The 18,262-nt window shown below is 61.0% G+C and carries 16 protein-coding genes; 9 read left to right on the top strand and 7 right to left on the bottom strand.

Annotated features, from left to right (window positions below; all coding sequences use genetic code 11):
• Positions 1-39 precede the first annotated feature (39 nt).
• Both FBY02_RS10085 and FBY02_RS10080 read left to right on the top strand, forming a co-directional pair.
• Entirely contained in the window at positions 40-1,938 is a 1,899-nt protein-coding gene (locus FBY02_RS10085; protein ID WP_144926756.1) for an FTR1 family protein, read from the top strand.
• Positions 1,938-2,393, top strand: a complete 456-nt coding sequence (locus FBY02_RS10080) for a YaiI/YqxD family protein (RefSeq protein WP_144926754.1) — start codon at positions 1,938-1,940, stop codon at positions 2,391-2,393. The genes FBY02_RS10085 and FBY02_RS10080 overlap by 1 nt, the downstream gene beginning before the upstream one ends.
• Positions 2,394-2,501: 108 nt before the next feature.
• Here the strand turns inward: FBY02_RS10080 and elbB are convergent, their stop codons facing one another.
• Positions 2,502-3,170, bottom strand: a complete 669-nt coding sequence (elbB, locus tag FBY02_RS10075; protein ID WP_144926750.1) for an isoprenoid biosynthesis glyoxalase ElbB — start codon at positions 3,168-3,170, stop codon at positions 2,502-2,504.
• 113 nt (positions 3,171-3,283) lie between these two features.
• Here elbB and FBY02_RS10070 point away from each other — a divergent pair, with 113 nt between their 5' ends.
• A complete protein-coding gene (locus tag FBY02_RS10070; protein WP_144926746.1) occupies positions 3,284-4,519 on the top strand; it encodes a sterol desaturase family protein in 1,236 nt (411 codons plus the stop codon).
• On the opposite strand, the gene FBY02_RS10065 is transcribed toward FBY02_RS10070, so the two are convergent.
• Complete coding sequence (locus tag FBY02_RS10065) at positions 4,470-5,123, bottom strand: DedA family protein (protein ID WP_144926743.1); 654 nt, start codon at positions 5,121-5,123, stop codon at positions 4,470-4,472. The genes FBY02_RS10070 and FBY02_RS10065 overlap by 50 nt on opposite strands.
• Before the next feature lie 203 nt (positions 5,124-5,326).
• Here FBY02_RS10065 and hemB point away from each other — a divergent pair, with 203 nt between their 5' ends.
• The gene (gene hemB, locus FBY02_RS10060; RefSeq protein WP_144926740.1) at positions 5,327-6,337 is read left to right on the top strand and encodes a porphobilinogen synthase; all 1,011 of its coding nucleotides are present in this window, start codon (positions 5,327-5,329) and stop codon (positions 6,335-6,337) included.
• A 20-nt stretch (positions 6,338-6,357) separates the two neighbouring features.
• The gene (ppk1, locus tag FBY02_RS10055; protein ID WP_041024485.1) at positions 6,358-8,577 is read left to right on the top strand and encodes a polyphosphate kinase 1; all 2,220 of its coding nucleotides are present in this window, start codon (positions 6,358-6,360) and stop codon (positions 8,575-8,577) included.
• A 167-nt stretch (positions 8,578-8,744) separates the two neighbouring features.
• On the opposite strand, the gene ppx is transcribed toward ppk1, so the two are convergent.
• The 5 genes from ppx to FBY02_RS10030 form a co-directional block, all read right to left on the bottom strand.
• On the bottom strand, positions 8,745-10,247 hold the full coding sequence (gene ppx, locus FBY02_RS10050; RefSeq protein WP_144926737.1) for an exopolyphosphatase: 1,503 nt from the start codon (positions 10,245-10,247) through the stop codon (positions 8,745-8,747).
• Between the two features lie 148 nt (positions 10,248-10,395).
• Positions 10,396-11,133 carry an amino acid ABC transporter ATP-binding protein gene (locus tag FBY02_RS10045; RefSeq protein ID WP_144926734.1) on the bottom strand — a complete coding sequence of 246 codons (738 nt, stop codon included), beginning with the start codon at positions 11,131-11,133 and terminating at the stop codon, positions 10,396-10,398.
• Positions 11,120-11,770 carry an amino acid ABC transporter permease gene (locus FBY02_RS10040; RefSeq protein ID WP_144926732.1) on the bottom strand — a complete coding sequence of 217 codons (651 nt, stop codon included), beginning with the start codon at positions 11,768-11,770 and terminating at the stop codon, positions 11,120-11,122. Before FBY02_RS10040 ends, FBY02_RS10045 begins: the two co-directional genes overlap by 14 nt.
• Positions 11,767-12,447 carry an amino acid ABC transporter permease gene (locus FBY02_RS10035; RefSeq protein ID WP_144926729.1) on the bottom strand — a complete coding sequence of 227 codons (681 nt, stop codon included), beginning with the start codon at positions 12,445-12,447 and terminating at the stop codon, positions 11,767-11,769. Before FBY02_RS10035 ends, FBY02_RS10040 begins: the two co-directional genes overlap by 4 nt.
• Positions 12,448-12,468: 21 nt before the next feature.
• Positions 12,469-13,254, bottom strand: a complete 786-nt coding sequence (locus tag FBY02_RS10030; RefSeq protein ID WP_144926726.1) for a transporter substrate-binding domain-containing protein — start codon at positions 13,252-13,254, stop codon at positions 12,469-12,471.
• Between the two features lie 254 nt (positions 13,255-13,508).
• On the opposite strand from FBY02_RS10030, the gene FBY02_RS10025 reads away from it, so the two are divergent.
• The 4 genes from FBY02_RS10025 to FBY02_RS10010 all read left to right on the top strand — a co-directional run bounded on the left by FBY02_RS10025 (position 13,509) and on the right by FBY02_RS10010 (position 18,262).
• Positions 13,509-14,216 (top strand): FadR/GntR family transcriptional regulator, encoded by a 708-nt coding sequence (locus tag FBY02_RS10025; protein ID WP_144926723.1) that lies wholly within the window; start codon positions 13,509-13,511, stop codon positions 14,214-14,216.
• 122 nt (positions 14,217-14,338) lie between these two features.
• A complete protein-coding gene (gene trxA, locus FBY02_RS10020) occupies positions 14,339-14,668 on the top strand; it encodes a thioredoxin TrxA (RefSeq protein ID WP_144926720.1) in 330 nt (109 codons plus the stop codon).
• A 239-nt stretch (positions 14,669-14,907) separates the two neighbouring features.
• Positions 14,908-16,167 carry a transcription termination factor Rho gene (gene rho, locus FBY02_RS10015; protein WP_003206716.1) on the top strand — a complete coding sequence of 420 codons (1,260 nt, stop codon included), beginning with the start codon at positions 14,908-14,910 and terminating at the stop codon, positions 16,165-16,167.
• 139 nt (positions 16,168-16,306) lie between these two features.
• On the top strand, positions 16,307-18,262 hold the full coding sequence (locus FBY02_RS10010; protein ID WP_144926717.1) for an acyltransferase family protein: 1,956 nt from the start codon (positions 16,307-16,309) through the stop codon (positions 18,260-18,262).

The raw sequence follows: 18,262 nt of genomic DNA, 5'->3' as shown, positions 1-18,262 counted from the left end.
AACAATGTGTTACTTCTTATTTCCAATTGAGAGTCATTCATGATTGCCCCGCTTCGTTTTCTGGCCTGGCTAGCGCTGCCGTTGCTTGCCCTGTGCAGCAATCCATTGCTGGCCAACACCGTTGAGGGCGCTCCCCAGGCGCTGCACTTGCTGGATTACATCGGGGCGGATTACCCGGAAACCGTCGAAGCGGGCAAGGTCATAGACGAGTCCGAGTATCGCGAGCAGCTGGAATTTACCCAGGTGCTGGAAGGGCTGGTCGTTGCGCTGCCAGCCAAGCCGGAAAAGGTGGAGCTCACGCAGGGCATCAGCGCCTTGCGCCAAGCGATCACCCAGCATCAGGACGGCGGCGACGTCGCCCGCCTGGCACGTCAACTGGGGGCGAAGCTGGCGGTGGCCTATGAAGTCAGCCAGGCACCGGTCATTACCCCGGACCCGACCCGCGGTGCGCCGTTGTATGCCCAGAACTGCTCGGTGTGCCACGGTGACAGCGGCGCCGGGGACGGCCCCGCCGGTGTCGGCCTGGAGCCGGCGCCTTCCAACCTGCGCGACGGTCGGCGTCTCGATCACCTGAGCCTCTACGCGATCTACAACACCCTCGGCATGGGCATCGAAGGGACCGACATGCCGGCCTTCGCCGATCAGCTCGATGAGCGTCAGCGCTGGGACCTGGCTGCCTTTATCGCCGGCTTCAGTGCGGACCCGGCGGCGGCCAAAAGCGAGCAGACCTTCAACCTCGCCGACCTGGCCCGCCAGACCCCCGCTGAAGTGCTCGCCGCCCAAGGCCCGGCCGCGGCCGCAACGTTCCGCGCCCAGCGTGCCCAGCCGCCGCAGGTGCAGCGTGGCCCGGCGCAGTTGCTCGACTACACCGCCGCCACCCTGGATAAAAGCATCGCGGCCTATCGTGCCGGTGATCACGACCAGGCCTATGACCTGTCGGTAGCGGCCTATCTGGAAGGTTTCGAGCTGGTGGAAAGCTCGTTGGATAACGTCGATGCCGCTGTGCGCAAGGACACCGAAAAAGCCCTGATGGCTTACCGTCAGTCCCTGCAGGACGGCTTGCCGGTGGAGCAGGCCGAACAACGCCTGGATGCGGCCAAGGCCAAGCTGAAGGCGTCGGCGGGACTGTTGGGCGGAGATGGCCTGAGTTGGTCGCTGAGCTACATCTCCGGTTTGTTGATTCTGTTGCGCGAAGGGCTGGAGGCGATCCTGGTGCTGGCGGCGATCCTGGCGTTCCTGCGCAACACCGGCCAGGAATCGGCAGTTCGCAGCGTCAACGCGGGTTGGGGCCTGGCGTTGCTGGCCGGCCTGGCGACCTGGGGCCTGGCAGCCTATGTGATTGACGTCAGCGGTTCCCAGCGTGAATTGCTGGAGGGTGCAACGGCGTTGTTCGCCAGTGTGATGGTGCTGTGGTTGGGAGTGTGGATGCACGACCGCCGTCACGCGGCGGCCTGGCAGGATTACATCAAGAGTAGCCTGGTCGGTGGTGGTGGCCGTTTCGGCTTCGCCGTACTGGCGTTCTTCTCGGTCTATCGCGAACTGTTCGAAGTGATCCTGTTCTACGAAACCCTGTGGCTGCAAGCCGGTCCCGCCGGGCATGACGCCGTACTGGCCGGTGGCGCGACGGCGCTGGTGCTGCTGGTCGGACTGGCCTGGGTGATTCTGCGCGGTTCGGCACGACTGCCGTTGGCGCTGTTCTTCAGCATCAACGCCGCGTTGCTGTGCGCGCTGTCGGTGGTCTTCGCCGGGCATGGTGTGAAGGCTCTGCAGGAAGCCGGGATCTTCGGCACCCGCCCGGTGGCGTTCTTCGATTTCGACTGGCTGGGTATTCACGCCGATGCCTATTCGCTGACCGCTCAAGTGATCGCGATCCTGGCAATTGTCGTGTTGTATGGCCGTAGTTGGATGACAGAGAAGCGCAGGGTCCAGGTTTCCTGATGCGTGTCTGGATCGACGCTGACGCCTGTCCCAAGGCGGCGAAGGAACTGGTGGTCAAGTTCGCCTTGAAACGCCGGTTCGAGGTCGTGCTGGTGGCTGGGCAGCCGCAGATCAAGCCCAGCCTGGCTTGCGTCAAGTTGATCGTAGTCCCCAGCGGCCCTGATGCTGCGGATGATTATCTGGTGGAGCACGCGGGGCCGGGTGAGCTGGTGATCTGCAGCGATGTGCCCCTGGCCGACCGGCTGGTGAAAAAGGGCGTCGCAGCCCTGGACCCGCGGGGCAAGGAGTTCAACGCGCAGAACATGGGGGATCGGCTGGCGGTGCGCAACCTGTTCACCAATTTGCGTGAGCAGGGCCAGATGGGCGGCGGCCCTGCGGCCTACAGCGAGCGGGACAAGCAGGGGTTCGCCAATGCGTTGGATCGGATCCTTACGCGTTTGAGCCGGATGACCTGAGTACCGTCTCCTGTGGGAGCGGGCTTGCTCGCGAATGCGGTCTGTCAGTTAACAAATATGCCAGCTGAACCGACGAATTCGCGAGCAAGCCCGCCCCCACAAAGGTTGTCAGGCATCGTTTTCGTGGGTCAGCTCGAGTATCCGATCCACCAGCTTATTGATTCCCGACGCCGCTTCGCTGATGTTTTGCGCCAGCATGTAGGCTGGAGTGCTGACCAGCCTGCGCGCGCGGTCTTCGACGATGTCGGTGACGGCGCAGTCTTCATGGGTGCCACCCATTTTGGTCACCGCAGCCGCAGTGTCGACATCCGTACCGATGGTGCAGGTTACGCCGAGGCCATAGATTTTCGCCGCCAGGGCCGGGGAAATGCAGATCAGCCCCACCGGCTTGCCGGCCTCCGCGAAGGCCTCTGTCAGTGCCAGGAGTTCGGGGTGGACGGTGCAATCCGCGCCTTCGACGGCAAAGCTGGAGAGGTTCTTCGCCGAACCGAAACCGCCAGGTACGATCAGGGCGTCGAAATCCTCGACCCTGGCTTCACGCAAGTCCTTCACGTTACCGCGGGCGATCCGCGCCGACTCCACCAGTACGTTGCGGCTTTCGGGCATTTCTTCACCGGTCAGGTGATTGATCACGTGCAGTTGGGCGATGTTGGGGGCGAAGCACTGGACCTGTGCACCGCGTTGGTCCAGGCGCAGCAGGGTGATCACGCTTTCGTGGATCTCGGCGCCGTCGTACACGCCACAGCCGGAAAGGATCACTGCAACTTTTTTGCTCATGGGTTTTTCTCCAGATTCATGGCGTTAAATGTCCACTAATTTGTCACTCGTTGCCATAGGGTTATCCGGCGGCTAAACCTAATCTGCCGACTATCTCCTGTCCGGGTCGCATCATGAATTTCATTCTGTATGCCGTACCGTTCTTCTTCGTGTTGATCGCCGTCGAGTTGCTGGCCGACCGCTGGCGTGGCGTGAGTCATTACCGCATGGCCGATGCGATCAACAGCCTGAGCACCGGCGTGCTGTCGACCACTACCGGTTTGTTGACGAAGGGCGTGGGGTTGGTGACCTACGCCTTTGCCCTGGAACATCTGGCTGTTGCCCGGCTGCCTGCCGACCAGGCTTGGGTCTGGGTGTTCGCCTTCGTGTTCTATGACTTCTGCTACTACTGGCTGCATCGCATGGGTCATGAGCGCAACATCCTCTGGGCGGCTCATTCGGTGCATCACCAGAGCGAGGACTACAACCTCTCCACGGCGCTGCGCCAGACCAGTACCGGGTTCCTGTTGAGCTGGGTGTTCTACCTGCCGCTGGCTGTGCTGGGCGTACCGCTGACGGTGTTCGTCAGTGTCGCGGCGCTGAACCTGCTGTACCAGTTCTGGGTCCACACCCAGCACATCCCCAAGCTTGGCTGGTTGGAGTGGTACTTCGTCACGCCGTCCAATCATCGTGCTCACCATGCGCAGAACCCTCTTTACATGGATCGCAACTACGGCGGGGTGTTCATTATTTGGGATCGTCTGTTTGGCACCTTCCAGGAGGAAGACGACCGCGAGCCGGTGATTTTTGGCGTGACTACGCCGCTGGCGAGTTGGAACCCGTTGTGGGCCAATCTGCAGTTCTATGTGCAGTTATGGACAGATGCCCGACGGGCCGGACGCTGGTGGGACAAGCTGCGGATCTGGTTCATGCCAACGGGGTGGCGACCCGCAGATGTGGCGGCGAGTTACCCGCTGAACAAGCCGGACCTGAGCCGGTTCCGCAAATTCGAAGTGCCGTTGGATGGACGCCAGCAGGGCTACGTGGCGCTGCAATTCTGCCTCTACATCGCGCTGGGTAGTTATTTGATGAACCTGGAGAACAGCCTGCCCGTCGCCGCCCTGGTATTGGGGTGGGGGACGGTCGCGTTCGGCCTGTTCGTATTGGGCATGATTCTGGAAAATCGCCCGTGGGCGCTGAGGTTGGAGTTGTTGCGACTGGCCTCCAACCTGCCACTGGTGTGGCTGGCGCCGCTGGCCGGGGTGTGGCCGGCAGGCCCCGCAGCCTGGGTCGGCTTGCTCAGCTACAGCCTGCTCAGCGTCATGGGGCTCTATTACTGTCGCAACCGGCTTGCTCGGTTGGCGTCGTAGGTTCGTCGGGTTTGGTTCGCTCCAGCCGCTCGGCTTCGAGGACTTTTTTCGCCAGCCGCGCATTCTTGATCCGTCGACGCAACCACAGGCACAGGCCCAGCACCAGCAACGCGCCGAGTACCCACAACTCATATTTCTTGATGCTGCCCAGCATGCCTTCGAGCACCGCGCCGAAGTGATAGGCGGCGGCAGCCAGGGCGGTCGCCCAGATCGCCGCGCCAATGCCGTTGAGCAGCAGGTAGCGTCCTGGCGGATAGCCTGACAAGCCGATAGCCACCGGCATCACCGTACGCAGGCCATAGACGAAGCGAAAGCTCAGGACCCAGATATCCGGGTGCCTGCGAATGTGCTCCAGGGCGCGGTCGCCCATCAATTGCCAGCGCGGTTTGCGCGCCAGCAACTTGCGCCCATGCTTGCGCCCCAGGAAATACCACAGCTGATCGCCCGCATAGCTGCCGCAGAACGCCACGACTACCACGAGATTGATGTCCATGTAGCCACGGAACGCCAGAAAACCTGCGAGCACGAGGATGGTTTCGCCTTCGAAGAACGTGCCGATGAAAAGGGCCAGATAGCCGAAGTCGTGTAGAAATTGCTGGAGCATTGTCTGGGTGCTGGCGAAATGAACGCGCAGCCTAACCCTTCGGGCACATTCAGGAAAGTGTCGAAATGTGTCTCGACGTGAACATTTCCTACAACCACAATAACTGCGACGACAGGTCACAGGTGCACATAACTGTCATACGTTAGTCATAATGGCCGCTTATAACTGTCACGCTCGCCCGTCAGTGGGCTCAGGAGTCTGCCGTGAGCTTTACCCCCGCCAATCGTCTGTTCCCTGCCACCCGTCTGCGTCGCAATCGCCGTGATGAGTTCTCTCGTCGGCTGGTGCGTGAGAACGTGCTGACCACCGATGACCTGATCCTGCCGGTGTTCGTGCTGGATGGCGAGAACCGGCGCGAAGCGGTGGCATCGATGCCCGGGGTGGAACGCCTGACCATCGACCTGCTGCTCGAAGAAGCCGCCCAATGGGTGGAACTGGGCATTCCGGCGCTGGCGCTGTTTCCGGTGACGCCGCCGGCCCTCAAGTCCCTGGACGCCGCCGAAGCCTGGAACCCGGATGGTATTGCCCAGCGCGCGACCCGTGCCCTGCGAGCGCGCTTCCCGGAATTGGGGGTGATCACCGACGTGGCATTGGATCCGTTCACTACCCACGGGCAGGATGGCATCCTCGACGAAGACGGCTATGTGCAGAACGACATCACTGTCGATGCCTTGGTCAAGCAGGCGTTGTCCCATGCCGAGGCCGGTGCCCAGGTGGTGGCGCCGTCGGACATGATGGACGGTCGCATCCAGGCGATCCGTGAAGCCCTCGAGGTGGCCGGGCACGTCAACGTGCGGATCATGGCCTATTCGGCCAAGTACGCCAGTGCCTATTACGGTCCGTTCCGCGATGCGGTCGGCTCGGCCCTGAACCTAGGCAAGGCCAACAAGGCCTCTTATCAGATGGATCCGGCCAACAGTCAGGAAGCCTTGCACGAAGTGGTGGCCGACTTGTCAGAAGGGGCAGATATGGTCATGGTCAAGCCAGGCATGCCTTACCTCGACATCCTTTGCCGGGTCAAAGACGAATTCAAAGTGCCGACCTTTGTTTATCAGGTCAGCGGCGAGTACGCCATGCACATGGCGGCGATCCAGAACGGCTGGCTGGGCGAAGGGGTCATCCTCGAATCCCTCACCGCTTTCAAGCGCGCTGGTGCTGATGGGATCCTGACTTACTTCGCCGTGCGCGCCGCCCAATTGCTACGAGAGCAGTAATAGCCTCCCAGGAACTTGCGATGAATACCGAAGGACTCTCTGAAGTTGCTGTAAAAGACGCTCAACCCGTGGTCGAGCAAATCGCCGAAACACCACCGGAGCTTGAGCCTGCTCCCCCGGTGGTCGTCGCCGAACCCGCCCCGGCCCCGGCGATTGCGATCCCCAGCCTGGATGACAGCAGCCTGTACATCCATCGCGAGCTGTCGCAGCTGCAGTTCAACATCCGCGTGCTGGAGCAGGCGCTGGACGAGTCCTATCCCTTGTTGGAGCGGTTGAAGTTCCTGTTGATCTTCTCCAGCAACCTGGATGAGTTCTTCGAAATCCGCGTCGCCGGCCTGAAGAAGCAGATCACCTTCGCCCGTGAGCAAGCCGGTGCCGATGGCCTGCAACCCCATCAGGCCCTGGCGCGCATCAGCGAGCTGGTCCACGGTCACGTCGACCGCCAGTACGCGATCCTCAACGACATCCTGTTGCCAGAGCTGGAAAAGCACCAGGTCCGCTTCATCCGTCGTCGCCACTGGACCACCAAGCTCAAGACCTGGGTACGCCGCTATTTCCGCGACGAGATCGCACCGATCATCACGCCGATCGGCCTCGACCCGACGCACCCGTTCCCGTTGCTGGTCAACAAGAGCCTGAACTTCATCGTCGAGCTGGAAGGCATCGACGCCTTCGGCCGCGATTCCGGCCTGGCGATCATCCCCGCGCCACGCCTGCTGCCGCGTATCATTCGCGTACCGGAAGATGTCGGCGGCCCTGGCGACAACTATGTGTTCCTGTCGTCGATGATCCACGCCCACGCCGATGACCTGTTCCAGGGCATGAAGGTGAAGGGGTGCTACCAGTTCCGCCTGACACGTAACGCCGACCTGTCGGTTGACACCGAGGACGTCGAAGACTTGGCCCGTGCCCTTCGCGGCGAGCTGTTCTCCCGTCGCTACGGCGATGCGGTGCGCCTGGAAGTGGCCGACACTTGCCCGAAACACTTGTCCGATTACCTGCTCAAGCAGTTCAACCTGCATGAAACCGAGCTGTATCAGGTCAACGGTCCGGTCAACCTGACCCGTCTCTTCAGCATCACCGGCCTGGACAGTCATCCGGAGTTGCAATATTCGCCGTTCACGCCGCAGATCCCGAAGCTGCTCCAGAACAGCGAGAATATTTTCAACGTGATCAGCAAGCAGGACATCCTGTTGCTGCACCCGTTCGAGTCGTTCACGCCGGTAGTCGACCTGCTGCGCCAGGCTGCCAAGGACCCTCACGTCCTGGCGGTGCGCCAGACCCTGTACCGCAGCGGCGCCAACTCGGAAATCGTCGACGCCCTGGTGGATGCGGCGCGAAACGGCAAGGAGGTCACGGCGGTGATCGAATTGCGTGCGCGCTTCGACGAAGAGTCCAACCTGCAACTGGCAAGCCGTCTGCAAGCGGCGGGGGCGGTGGTGATTTATGGCGTAGTCGGCTTCAAGACCCACGCCAAGATGATGCTCATCCTGCGGCGCGAGGCCGGCGAGATCGTGCGTTACGCCCACCTGGGCACGGGTAACTACCACGCCGCCAACGCCCGTCTGTACACCGACTACAGCCTGCTGACCTCCGACGATGCCTTGTGTGAAGACGTCGGCAAGCTGTTCAGCCAGTTGATCGGCATGGGCAAGACGCTGCGCATGAAGAAACTGCTGCATGCGCCGTTCACCCTGAAAAAGGGCATGCTCGACATGATCACCCGGGAAACCCAGTTCGCCCTGGACGGTAAACCGGCGCACATCATTGCCAAGTTCAACTCGCTGACCGATCCGAAGATCATCCGCGCGCTGTACAAGGCCAGCCAGTCGGGCGTGCGTATCGACCTGGTGGTGCGCGGCATGTGCTGCCTGCGGCCAGGTATCCCGGGGGTCTCCCATAACATCCATGTGCGTTCGATCATCGGGCGCTTTTTGGAGCACACGCGGGTGTTCTACTTCCTCAACGGTGGCGAGGAACAGATGTTCCTGTCCAGCGCCGACTGGATGGAGCGCAACCTCGACAAACGCGTCGAGACCTGCTTCCCGGTGGAGGGCAAGAAGTTGATCCTGCGGGTCAAGAAGGAGCTGGAAAGCTACCTCACCGATAACACCCACAGCTGGAGCCTGCAGTCGGACGGCCGTTACATCCGCAACACACCGACCGGCAACCAGAACCCGCGCAGCGCCCAGGCGACGTTGCTGGATCGTCTGAGCAGCCCGGTGTTGGCGGTCAATTAAGGAACGGCGAGCGCGGTGGGGGCGGTGAACTTGGCTTTTTGTAGCGAGGGAGCTTGCTCCCGCTGGGCCGGTCCGCGTTCGGGCGAAGCAGCCCCAAGGTCAGGGAGGGCTTCGCCCTCCAGCGGGAGCAAGCTCCCTCGCCACAGAGGGTTTTGCTGTAGCGGGGTTCAGTGAATATTCAGCACGATCCCCACTCGGGTCAGCCATTCCGCTTCCTGGGCGAAGTCGGCCTGGGTCAGTTGGTTTTCTTCCAGCCAGCCCTCGGGGAACATTACATCCAGTTGATCACCGTCGGCCCGCAAGGCCACCTGGGGCATTTCCTGGGTGCCGCGGATGTGGTGGAACAGGATCGCGAATCGCAGCAGTACGCACAGGCGAATCAGCTTGATGCCTTCATCGCCGAATTCGGCAAACTTATCCTTGGGGATGTTGCGGCGGTGGCCGCGTACCAGGAGGGCGAGCATCTGCTGGTCCTCGCGGGAGAAGCCCGCCAGGTCCGAGTGCTCGATCAGGTAGGCGCCGTGCTTATGGTAGTGATAGTGGGCGATGTCCAGGCCGACTTCATGAACCTTGGCGGCCCAGCCCAGCAATTCGCGCCAGACCCCGTCGTTGAGATCCCAGTCGTCGGCCACCTGGTCGAAGGCATGCAGCGCCTTGCGCTCGACCCGCACGGCCTGTTCCAGGTCAACGTGATAGCGCTCCATGAGCGAACCCAGGGTGCGTTCACGGACGTCTTCGTGATGATGGCGTCCCAGTAGGTCATACAGCACACCTTCGCGCAGGGCGCCTTCGCAGTGGTCCATGCGTTGCAGTTCGAGGGCGTCGAAAATGGCTTCGAGAATCGCCAGGCCCGCCGGGAAAATCGCCCGGCGGTCGGGTTTGATGCCCTCGAAATCGATCTTGTCCGATTCGCCGAGCTTGAACACCTTGCGCTTGAGCCAGGCCAGGCCCTCGGCGTTGACCTCGCCACTGCCATGGCCGCCAGCCTTGAGCGCCAGGCCGATGGCGCGGATGGTGCCTGAAGAGCCGATGGCTTCATCCCAGGTCAGGCGGTGCAGGGCATGTTCGATGCTCATGATTTCCAACCGCGCCGCCGTGTAGGCCTGGGCATAACGGGCCGGCGTGATCTTGCCGTCGCGGAAATAGCGCTGGGTGTAGCTGACGCAGCCCATTTGCAGGCTTTCGCGCAGCAGCGGCTCGAAGCGTTGGCCAATGATGAATTCGGTACTGCCGCCACCGATGTCCGCCACCAGCCGTTTACCGGGGGTATCGGCCAGGGTGTGGGAAACACCGAGGTAGATCAGGCGGGCTTCTTCCCGACCGGAGATGACTTCCACCGGATGGCCGAGGATCTCTTCGGCGCGGCGGATGAATTCGCCACGGTTGCGCGCCTCGCGCAGGGCGTTGGTGCCGACGATCCGCACGGCGCCCAGCGGCATGCCGTTGATCAGTTGGGCGAATCGCTTGAGGCAATCGAGCCCGCGCTGGATGGATTCTTCGCTCAGTTTGCGTTCTTCATCGATGCCGGCGGCCAGTTGGACCTTTTCACCGAGCCGCTCAAGAATGCGGATTTCCCCGTTCTGGGCCTTGGCGACAACCATGTGGAAACTGTTGGAGCCCAGGTCAATGGCGGCGATCAGGGACAGATTCTTGGCTTGGGATGGCGGCATGTCGGAAGGTCTCGGTCGATAACCCTGCCATCCTGCCACGATCGACCGCTTACGCCAACGCAAAGGCGACCGCTTCGCGGTCAATCGCGAGCAAGCTCGCTCCCAAGCGGGTTTTGTCTCGCCTGCGCGATAGCCGGCACCGCAAACCTCAGGCCACAGGCTCGACCATCCCGATAAAGTTCGCCAGCTCCACCGTCTGCGGCTCGGCAAACAGCACCTTTGGATCCCCCACCTCGTGCACCTTGCCCTGGTGCATGAACACCAGTTTGTCACCCACCTCGCGGGCGAAGCGCATCTCGTGGGTGACCATGATCAGCGTCATCCCTTCCTTGGCCAATTGCCGCACCACGCCGAGCACTTCATTGACCAGTTCAGGGTCCAGGGCCGAGGTGATCTCGTCGCAGAGCAATACCTTGGGTGACATCGCCAGGGCCCGGGCAATCGCTACCCGTTGCTGCTGGCCGCCGGACAGCCGGTCCGGGAAAGCGTCGAATTTTTCACCGAGCCCGACCCGCTCGAGCATCTCCCGGGCAAGCTCGGTCGCCTTGGCCTTGGATACTTTTTGTACAACCTGCGGCGCGAGCATCACGTTTTCGCCAACGGTCAGGTGTGGGAAGAGGTTGAACTGCTGGAACACCATCCCGACTTTCTGGCGCAGGCTGCGCAGATCAGCGCGCGCGGCATCGAGGTACTCGCCGTCCACTTCGATCACGCCATCGTTGATCGATTCCAGGCCATTGAGCGTGCGCAACAAGGTAGATTTGCCCGAGCCGCTGCGGCCGATGATCGCGACCACCTGGCCTTCTTCGACGGTCAGGTCGATGCCTTTGAGTACGTGATGATCGCCGTAGTATTTGTGCAGGGCGGAAATTCTAAGCAGAGGCATGCAGTCTCCTTTCCAGGTAGCGCGCGCTGAGGGACAGGGGGTAGCAAAGGAGGAAATAGCCGAGGGCAACCAGGCCATAGACCATGAAGGGTTCGAACGTGGCGTTGGCGAGCATGCCGCCGGTCTTGGTGAGCTCGGTGAAGCCGATGATCGAGGTGACAGCCGTGCCCTTGACCACTTGCACCGAGAAACCCACGGTTGGTGCCACAGCGATGCGCAGGGCCTGGGGCAGGATCACGTAGCGCAACTGCTCCAGCCGGTTCAGCGCGAGGCTCGAGGACGCCTCCCATTGGCCATTGGGGATCGCTTCGACACAACCGCGCCAGATCTCCGCCAGATAGGCGCTGGTAAACAGAGTCAGGGCAATGGCTGCGGCCATCCACGGCGAGATCTCCACGCCGGCCAATGCCACGCCAAAAAACACCAGGAACAACTGCATCAACAGCGGCGTGCCCTGGAACAACTCGATATAGGTTCGGGCGACGTGGCGGGGCAGGGTGACTCTGGCGATGCGCATCACCATGACCAGCAAACCGATCACGCCACCACCGATAAACGCCACCAGCGACAGTGCGAGGGTCCATTGCAGGCCTGTGAGCAGGTTGCGCACCACGTCCCAGAAAGTGAAGTCGCTCATTGGTCGCTCCTGGCGCTGTTCTTGTACAGGCAGCGACGTCCCACCCAGTCCAGTAACTGGCGGATCAACAGCGCCATGCACAAATAAATCAGCGTGGTCAGTGCATAGGTTTCAAAGGCGCGGAAATTGCGCGATTGAATGAAGTTGGCGGCAAAGCTCAGTTCTTCGGTGGCGATCTGCGAACAGACCGCCGAGCCGAGCATCACGATGATGATCTGGCTGCTCAGGGCTGGCCAGACCTTGCCCAGCGCCGGCAGTAACACCACGTGGCGAAAGGCTTCGATGCGACTCATCGCCAGGGCCGCGGCGGCTTCCAGCTGTCCGTGGGGGATTGCCTGGATGCCGGCGCGAATGATTTCGGTGGAGTAGGCGCCGAGGTTGATCACCATGGCCAGGACCGCCGCCTGCCATTCGGAAATCTGCACACCCAGGGATGGCAGGCCGAAAAAGATGAAAAACAATTGCACCAGAAACGGTGTGTTGCGGATCAGCTCCACGTACACCCCGAATATCGTCGCGAACGGGCGGATCTGCCACGCCCGTACCACGGCGCCGACGATGCCGAGGCCAACCCCGAACAGCGCGCCGATGGCCGTCAATTCCAGGGTGAACAGCGCACCGCGCAACAGCAACTCGGTGTTTTGCATCACCGGCAGGAAATCGAACTGATAAGCCATGCTCAGCCTCTCAAGTGGCGGTCAGAGATCGGCCGGCAGCGGCTGCTTGAGCCAGGTCTGGGCGTTTTTCTCCAGACTGCCATCGGTCTTGGCCGTGGCGAGTATCTGATTGACCTTATCCAGCAGCGCGGGCTCGTTCTTGTTCACGCCGATGTAAACCGGCGAATCCTTGAGCTTCACTTTCAGCGCCGGGACGCGCTTGGGGTTGCGCTCACTGATGGCGACCATCACCACGTTGCCGCTGGCGATCAGGTCCACCTGGCCGGCGAGGTAGGCCGCGATGGTCGAGTTATTGTCTTCGAAGCGCTTGATGGTGGTGCCTTCGGGCGCGACCTTTGTCAGCTCGATGTCTTCGATGGCGCCCCGGGTGACGCTGATGGTCTTGCCCTTGAGGTCGTCCAGGCCATTGATGGCGGCCTCGGGTGGGCCGAACACGGCAAGGTAGAACGGGGCGTAGGCGCTGGAAAAATCAATGACCTTCTCACGTTCCGGGTTCTTGCCCAGGCTGGAGATCACCAGGTCGACCTTGCCGGTGGTCAGGAACGGGATGCGATTGGTGCTGTTAACCGGCGTAAGCTCAAGCTTGACCTTGAGCTGGTCGGCCAGCAGCTTCGCGGTATCGATATCCAGGCCGCGGGGTTTCATGTCCGGGCCTACCGAGCCGAACGGCGGGAAGTCCTGGGGCACCGCGACTTTGAGCGTGCCGCGCTTGACCACGTCTTCCAGCCCGTCGGCATGGGCGGGTAACTGGCAGAGCATCAGGCTGGCAAACAGGACGGTGAGCAGGGCGCTGCAACGCTGGATCATGGCGAATCTCCGCGGTCGGTGATGTGATTTCTGCGTTCGGACAGAGCACAGGCCATGCCAACGCGCTTTCAAACCCTGCGAAACCGCGGATTTGCTGACGGGGTTCGGTCTGACTGGTCTGAACAGTTGGGGTGTGTCTCGCACCTTTATCGGGCATCGGTATTTGCCGTCGAGCATTGCTGGGGCACGACTTGCCGGGCGCGGCGAATAGCTTTACAACTAGCCGCTCACTGGTCCGATGTGCCCGAAAAAACATGAATTCCATTTCTCGTGCGGTTCCCGAAGTGGCCGTGCAAGGCATTCGCAAACTGATCGCCGACGAAGGCTTCGGTCCGGGGGATGCGCTGCCGTCGCAACGGGATCTGGCGCTGCAACTGGGCGTGAGCCGGGCGTCGCTGCGTGAGGCCCTGTCGTCATTGAGCGCGTTGGGGATGATCAGCGTGCAGCCGGGCAAAGGGGTATTCGTGCAAGCGTCAGCAGAGGTCTCGTGGAGTGAGCCGGCACCGGGCTGGCCGTTCGCGGCCCAGGCCCCGCCACTGGACATCTTCCAGCTGCGCTATGCCCTGGAAGGTTTCGCGGCTGGAATGGCGGCGGCGACGCTGAGCCCCGATGAGCTCGATATGTTGGGTGATAACGTCGAGGCCATGCGCCGGGAACTGAAATCAGGGGACTTCGACACGGCGGCGCGGCTGGATTTCGAGTTTCATCGGCGAATCCTGCAGGCCGGCGGCAATCAGGCGATGCTGAGCATCCTCACCGCCAGCGCCGAGATTTTCCTGGAGAGCCAGAAATTGCCGTTCATCAGGGCCGAACGGGCCATGGAAACCTGGCAAGAGCATCGGAAAATCCTGCGGGCATTGTCCCGGCGTTCCTCGGGCTCCGCCCAGAAAGCCATGCAGGAGCATGTCCGTAACGCTGCGCTGCGCACCGGAATCTGCTTCGTCGCCCCGGTCGCCTCATGACCCCGGTCATGTCCAAATGCGTCCGGCGCCATAGCGAGACTCAATCAACAGTGACTTCCTGAACCCGGGAAGGGCAGCTATGATGGGCCACGTTTTTTTGCTGACAACCCCGGAGATTTCCCATGAGCAGCGATCTGATCAAACACGTTAGCGACGCTAGCTTCGAGGCTGACGTACTCAAGGCCGAAGGCGCTGTACTGGTGGACTATTGGGCTGAGTGGTGCGGTCCGTGCAAGATGATCGCTCCAGTTCTGGACGAAATTGCCGAGACCTACAAGGGCAAGCTGACCGTCGCCAAGCTGAACATCGACGAAAACCAGGAAACCCCGGCCAAGCACGGCGTGCGTGGTATCCCGACGCTGATGTTGTTCAAGGACGGCAACGTCGAGGCCACCAAGGTCGGTGCGCTGTCGAAGTCGCAACTGGCGGCTTTCCTCGACGCCAACATCTAAGCGCCGAATGCCATTGAAAAAGCCCCGCCAATCGCGGGGCTTTTTCGTTCTTCGGGGCTAGACGCTCGCAAATCCAGGTGGTACATTCGGCCCCGCACTGGTTTCTCCATTGCCCCCTGCAAGCCGTCGCCGACGCACTCCTTTCGAATAAGTACGCGATCCTGTCGCCTTCTCTGCGGCGCGGCCTCATTAAGCCAAAAGCTTAATTTCCCCTCCATAAATGATTACGTCATTCCTATATGAATCTGACTGAACTCAAGCAAAAGCCGATTACCGAACTGCTCGAATTGGCCGAACAGATGGGCATAGAAAATATGGCCCGTTCGCGCAAGCAGGACGTGATTTTCTCCCTGCTCAAGAAGCACGCGAAGAGCGGCGAGGAAATCTCCGGTGATGGCGTGCTGGAGATTCTCCAGGACGGCTTCGGCTTCCTCCGTTCCGCGGACGCTTCCTACCTCGCCGGCCCGGACGATATCTACGTCTCGCCGAGCCAGATCCGTCGTTTCAACTTGCGCACCGGTGACACCATCGTTGGCAAGATCCGCCCTCCGAAGGAAGGCGAGCGTTATTTCGCCCTGCTCAAGGTCGACACGATCAACTTTGACCGTCCGGAAAACGCGAAGAACAAGATTCTTTTCGAAAACCTGACCCCGCTGTTCCCGACTGTGCGCATGAAGATGGAAGCCGGTAACGGCTCCACCGAAGACCTCACCGGTCGTGTCATCGACCTGTGCGCGCCCATCGGCAAAGGTCAGCGTGGTCTGATCGTGGCGCCGCCGAAAGCGGGCAAGACGATCATGCTGCAGAACATCGCGGCCAACATCGCCCGTAACAACCCTGAAGTTCACCTGATCGTGTTGCTGATCGACGAACGTCCGGAAGAAGTGACCGAGATGCAGCGCACCGTGCGCGGCGAAGTGGTTGCCTCGACGTTCGACGAGCCGCCGACCCGCCACGTGCAGGTTGCCGAAATGGTGATCGAGAAGGCCAAGCGCCTGGTCGAGCACAAGAAGGACGTGGTCATTCTGCTGGACTCCATCACCCGTCTGGCCCGTGCCTACAACACCGTGATCCCGAGCTCCGGCAAGGTACTGACTGGTGGTGTCGATGCCCACGCACTGGAGAAACCGAAGCGTTTCTTTGGCGCCGCGCGCAATATCGAAGAAGGCGGCTCGCTGACCATCATCGCCACCGCACTGGTTGAAACCGGTTCGAAGATGGACGAAGTGATCTACGAGGAATTCAAGGGCACCGGCAACATGGAGCTGCCCCTGGATCGTCGCATTGCCGAGAAGCGCGTGTTCCCGGCCATCAACATCAACCGCTCCGGCACTCGCCGCGAAGAGCTGCTGACCGCCGATGACGAATTGCAACGCATGTGGATCCTGCGCAAGCTGCTGCACCCGATGGACGAAGTGGCGGCCATCGAGTTCCTGGTCGACAAGTTGAAGACGACCAAGACCAACGATGAGTTCTTCCTGTCGATGAAGCGTAAGTAACACGAAGTCAGGTTGTAGAAAAAAAGGGCGCCTCAGATGAGGCGCTCTTTTTTTGCGAAGTTTTTTATCAAAATGGACAACTTTCGTAGGCTGGCTGTGTCCGTGTTCATCATGGGTCTTCAAAGCGACAAGGAGCGTTATGCATACGTTTGGCAACCGCCGTGACATTGATGGCTTGAGGGCGCTGGCCGTTATTCCAGTTGTTTTGTTTCACTTCGGTTTCGGCACATTCAGCGGTGGTTTTGTCGGTGTCGACGTCTTTTTCGTCATTTCCGGGTTCCTGATCACCAGTATCCTGTTCCGCGAGATCAGTGCGCAGCGTTTCAGCTTCGTCGATTTCTGGGCGCGTCGGGCGCGACGTATCCTCCCGGCCTTGAGCGTGGTACTGCTGGCTTCACTGGCCGTCGGCTGGTTACTGCTGACGGCCAAGGATTTTTCAGAGCTTGGCAGGACGGTTCGTTATCAATCTCTGTTTATCTCAAACATCCTGTTCATGCGTGAAGATGGTTATTTCGCGCCTGCCTCGGATCTGAAGCCGCTGCTTCACACTTGGTCCCTGGCTGTCGAAGAGCAGTACTACATCTTTTTTCCACTGCTGATGGTGCTGTTGATGCGCCACGTTCGCCATTGGCGTTGGATGCTGTTTGCCCTGCTGTTGATTTCTTTCGGGCTGAATATCGCTTACATCGACCGCAAGCCTGACGTTGCTTTCTTCTCGTTGCCGACCCGGGCCTGGGAGCTTTTGTGCGGGGCGATGTTGGCGGTCCTGCCTGCGCCCAGGCACGCTGTTCGACCGTGGATCTGTCAGTTCGCCGCCGTGGCTGGGTTGATGGCGATCCTGGCAGCGGTTTTCACCTTCGACGAAACGACGGTGTTTCCGGGCTGGGCCGCTTTATTTCCTGTGCTCGGTACCACGGCATTGATCTGGTCAGGCGCTCGCTGTTCGACCTGGGTCGCTCAGGTGTTAAGTACCAGGGCTCTGGTCTGGGTGGGTTTGCTTTCCTATTCCTTTTACCTGTGGCATTGGCCGGTCTACGTCTATGCCAACGCCATCTCCATCGATGGAATCCAGCCGTGGGAGGCGGCGTGCTGGATTCTGCTGGCGCTGGTTCTTGCCTGGCTGAGTTGGCGTTTCGTTGAGCTTGCGTTCCGTGAAAAGCGCCTGCTGGCTGGGCGTAAACCCGTGTTGGTGGGAGGGTTGCTGGCCATGGCTGTCCTGGCTGTATCGGGTTCGGTGGTACGGTCGGCGGATGGCTTTCCCCAGCGCCTTACCGGCAAAGCAATGGAGTATGCGCAGGCGCGGGAATGGCGAGCGGGGCAGATGAAATGCATGCTGGTGACTTCAGACAAGCGTCTGGACAAGGCATGCCTGTTGGGCGGGCACAAGGATGCCCCGGCGCCCCGGCTGTTCTGGGGCGACAGTCACGCTGCGGCGCTGTTGCCGGCGATTGAAAGTAGCATCGCGCACGGTAGTGGCCCGGTCTGGCTTTACAGCATGAGCGCCTGCCCGCCAATTCTCAGCGATGACCCGAGGCCGCGTTGCAAGGATTTCAATGCACGAACCATGGAGCAGGTTCGTCGCCTGAAGATCAAGGATGTGGTACTGGCATCCAACTGGAGCTTATATGTCTACGGTCGTGAGGATGGCGACAAGAAGGTGTTGCTCGATCCCCGCGACAATACCGCCGAAGCCGAGGCGCGTATGGCCGCGGCGCTCAAGGCGCGCGTCGCAGCGATCAGGGCAACGGGCGCGCAGGTCTGGTTGTTCAAGGAGGTGCCGTTGCAACGCAAGGGTGCCATCGGCCGACTGACGAGCCTGGCGCGCATAGGGCGTTCGGCCGAGGGGTTGGGCCGTCCGCTCTCGGAGCACCTGGCGCGCCAGCACTTCCTGGGCGCCTTGTTCGACTCGATGAAGGCTGCCGACCCCGGCGTACATGTCATCGATCCTACGCCGTTGATGTGCTCGGATCGGATCTGCCCAATCGAGGCCAATGGTTACTCGCAATACCGGGATGAGGATCATTTGTCGGACCTCGGTAGTGCTCGTCTGGGACCGTTGTTTGCTCCGCTGCTGCTGGGTACTGCCGATAATTGA

The organism is Pseudomonas sp. SJZ078 (genome assembly GCF_007828255.1).
GTDB lineage: Bacteria > Pseudomonadota > Gammaproteobacteria > Pseudomonadales > Pseudomonadaceae > Aquipseudomonas.
The sequence above is the reverse complement of the archived record's forward strand: the minus strand, read 5'-3'. Positions and strand labels throughout refer to the sequence as shown.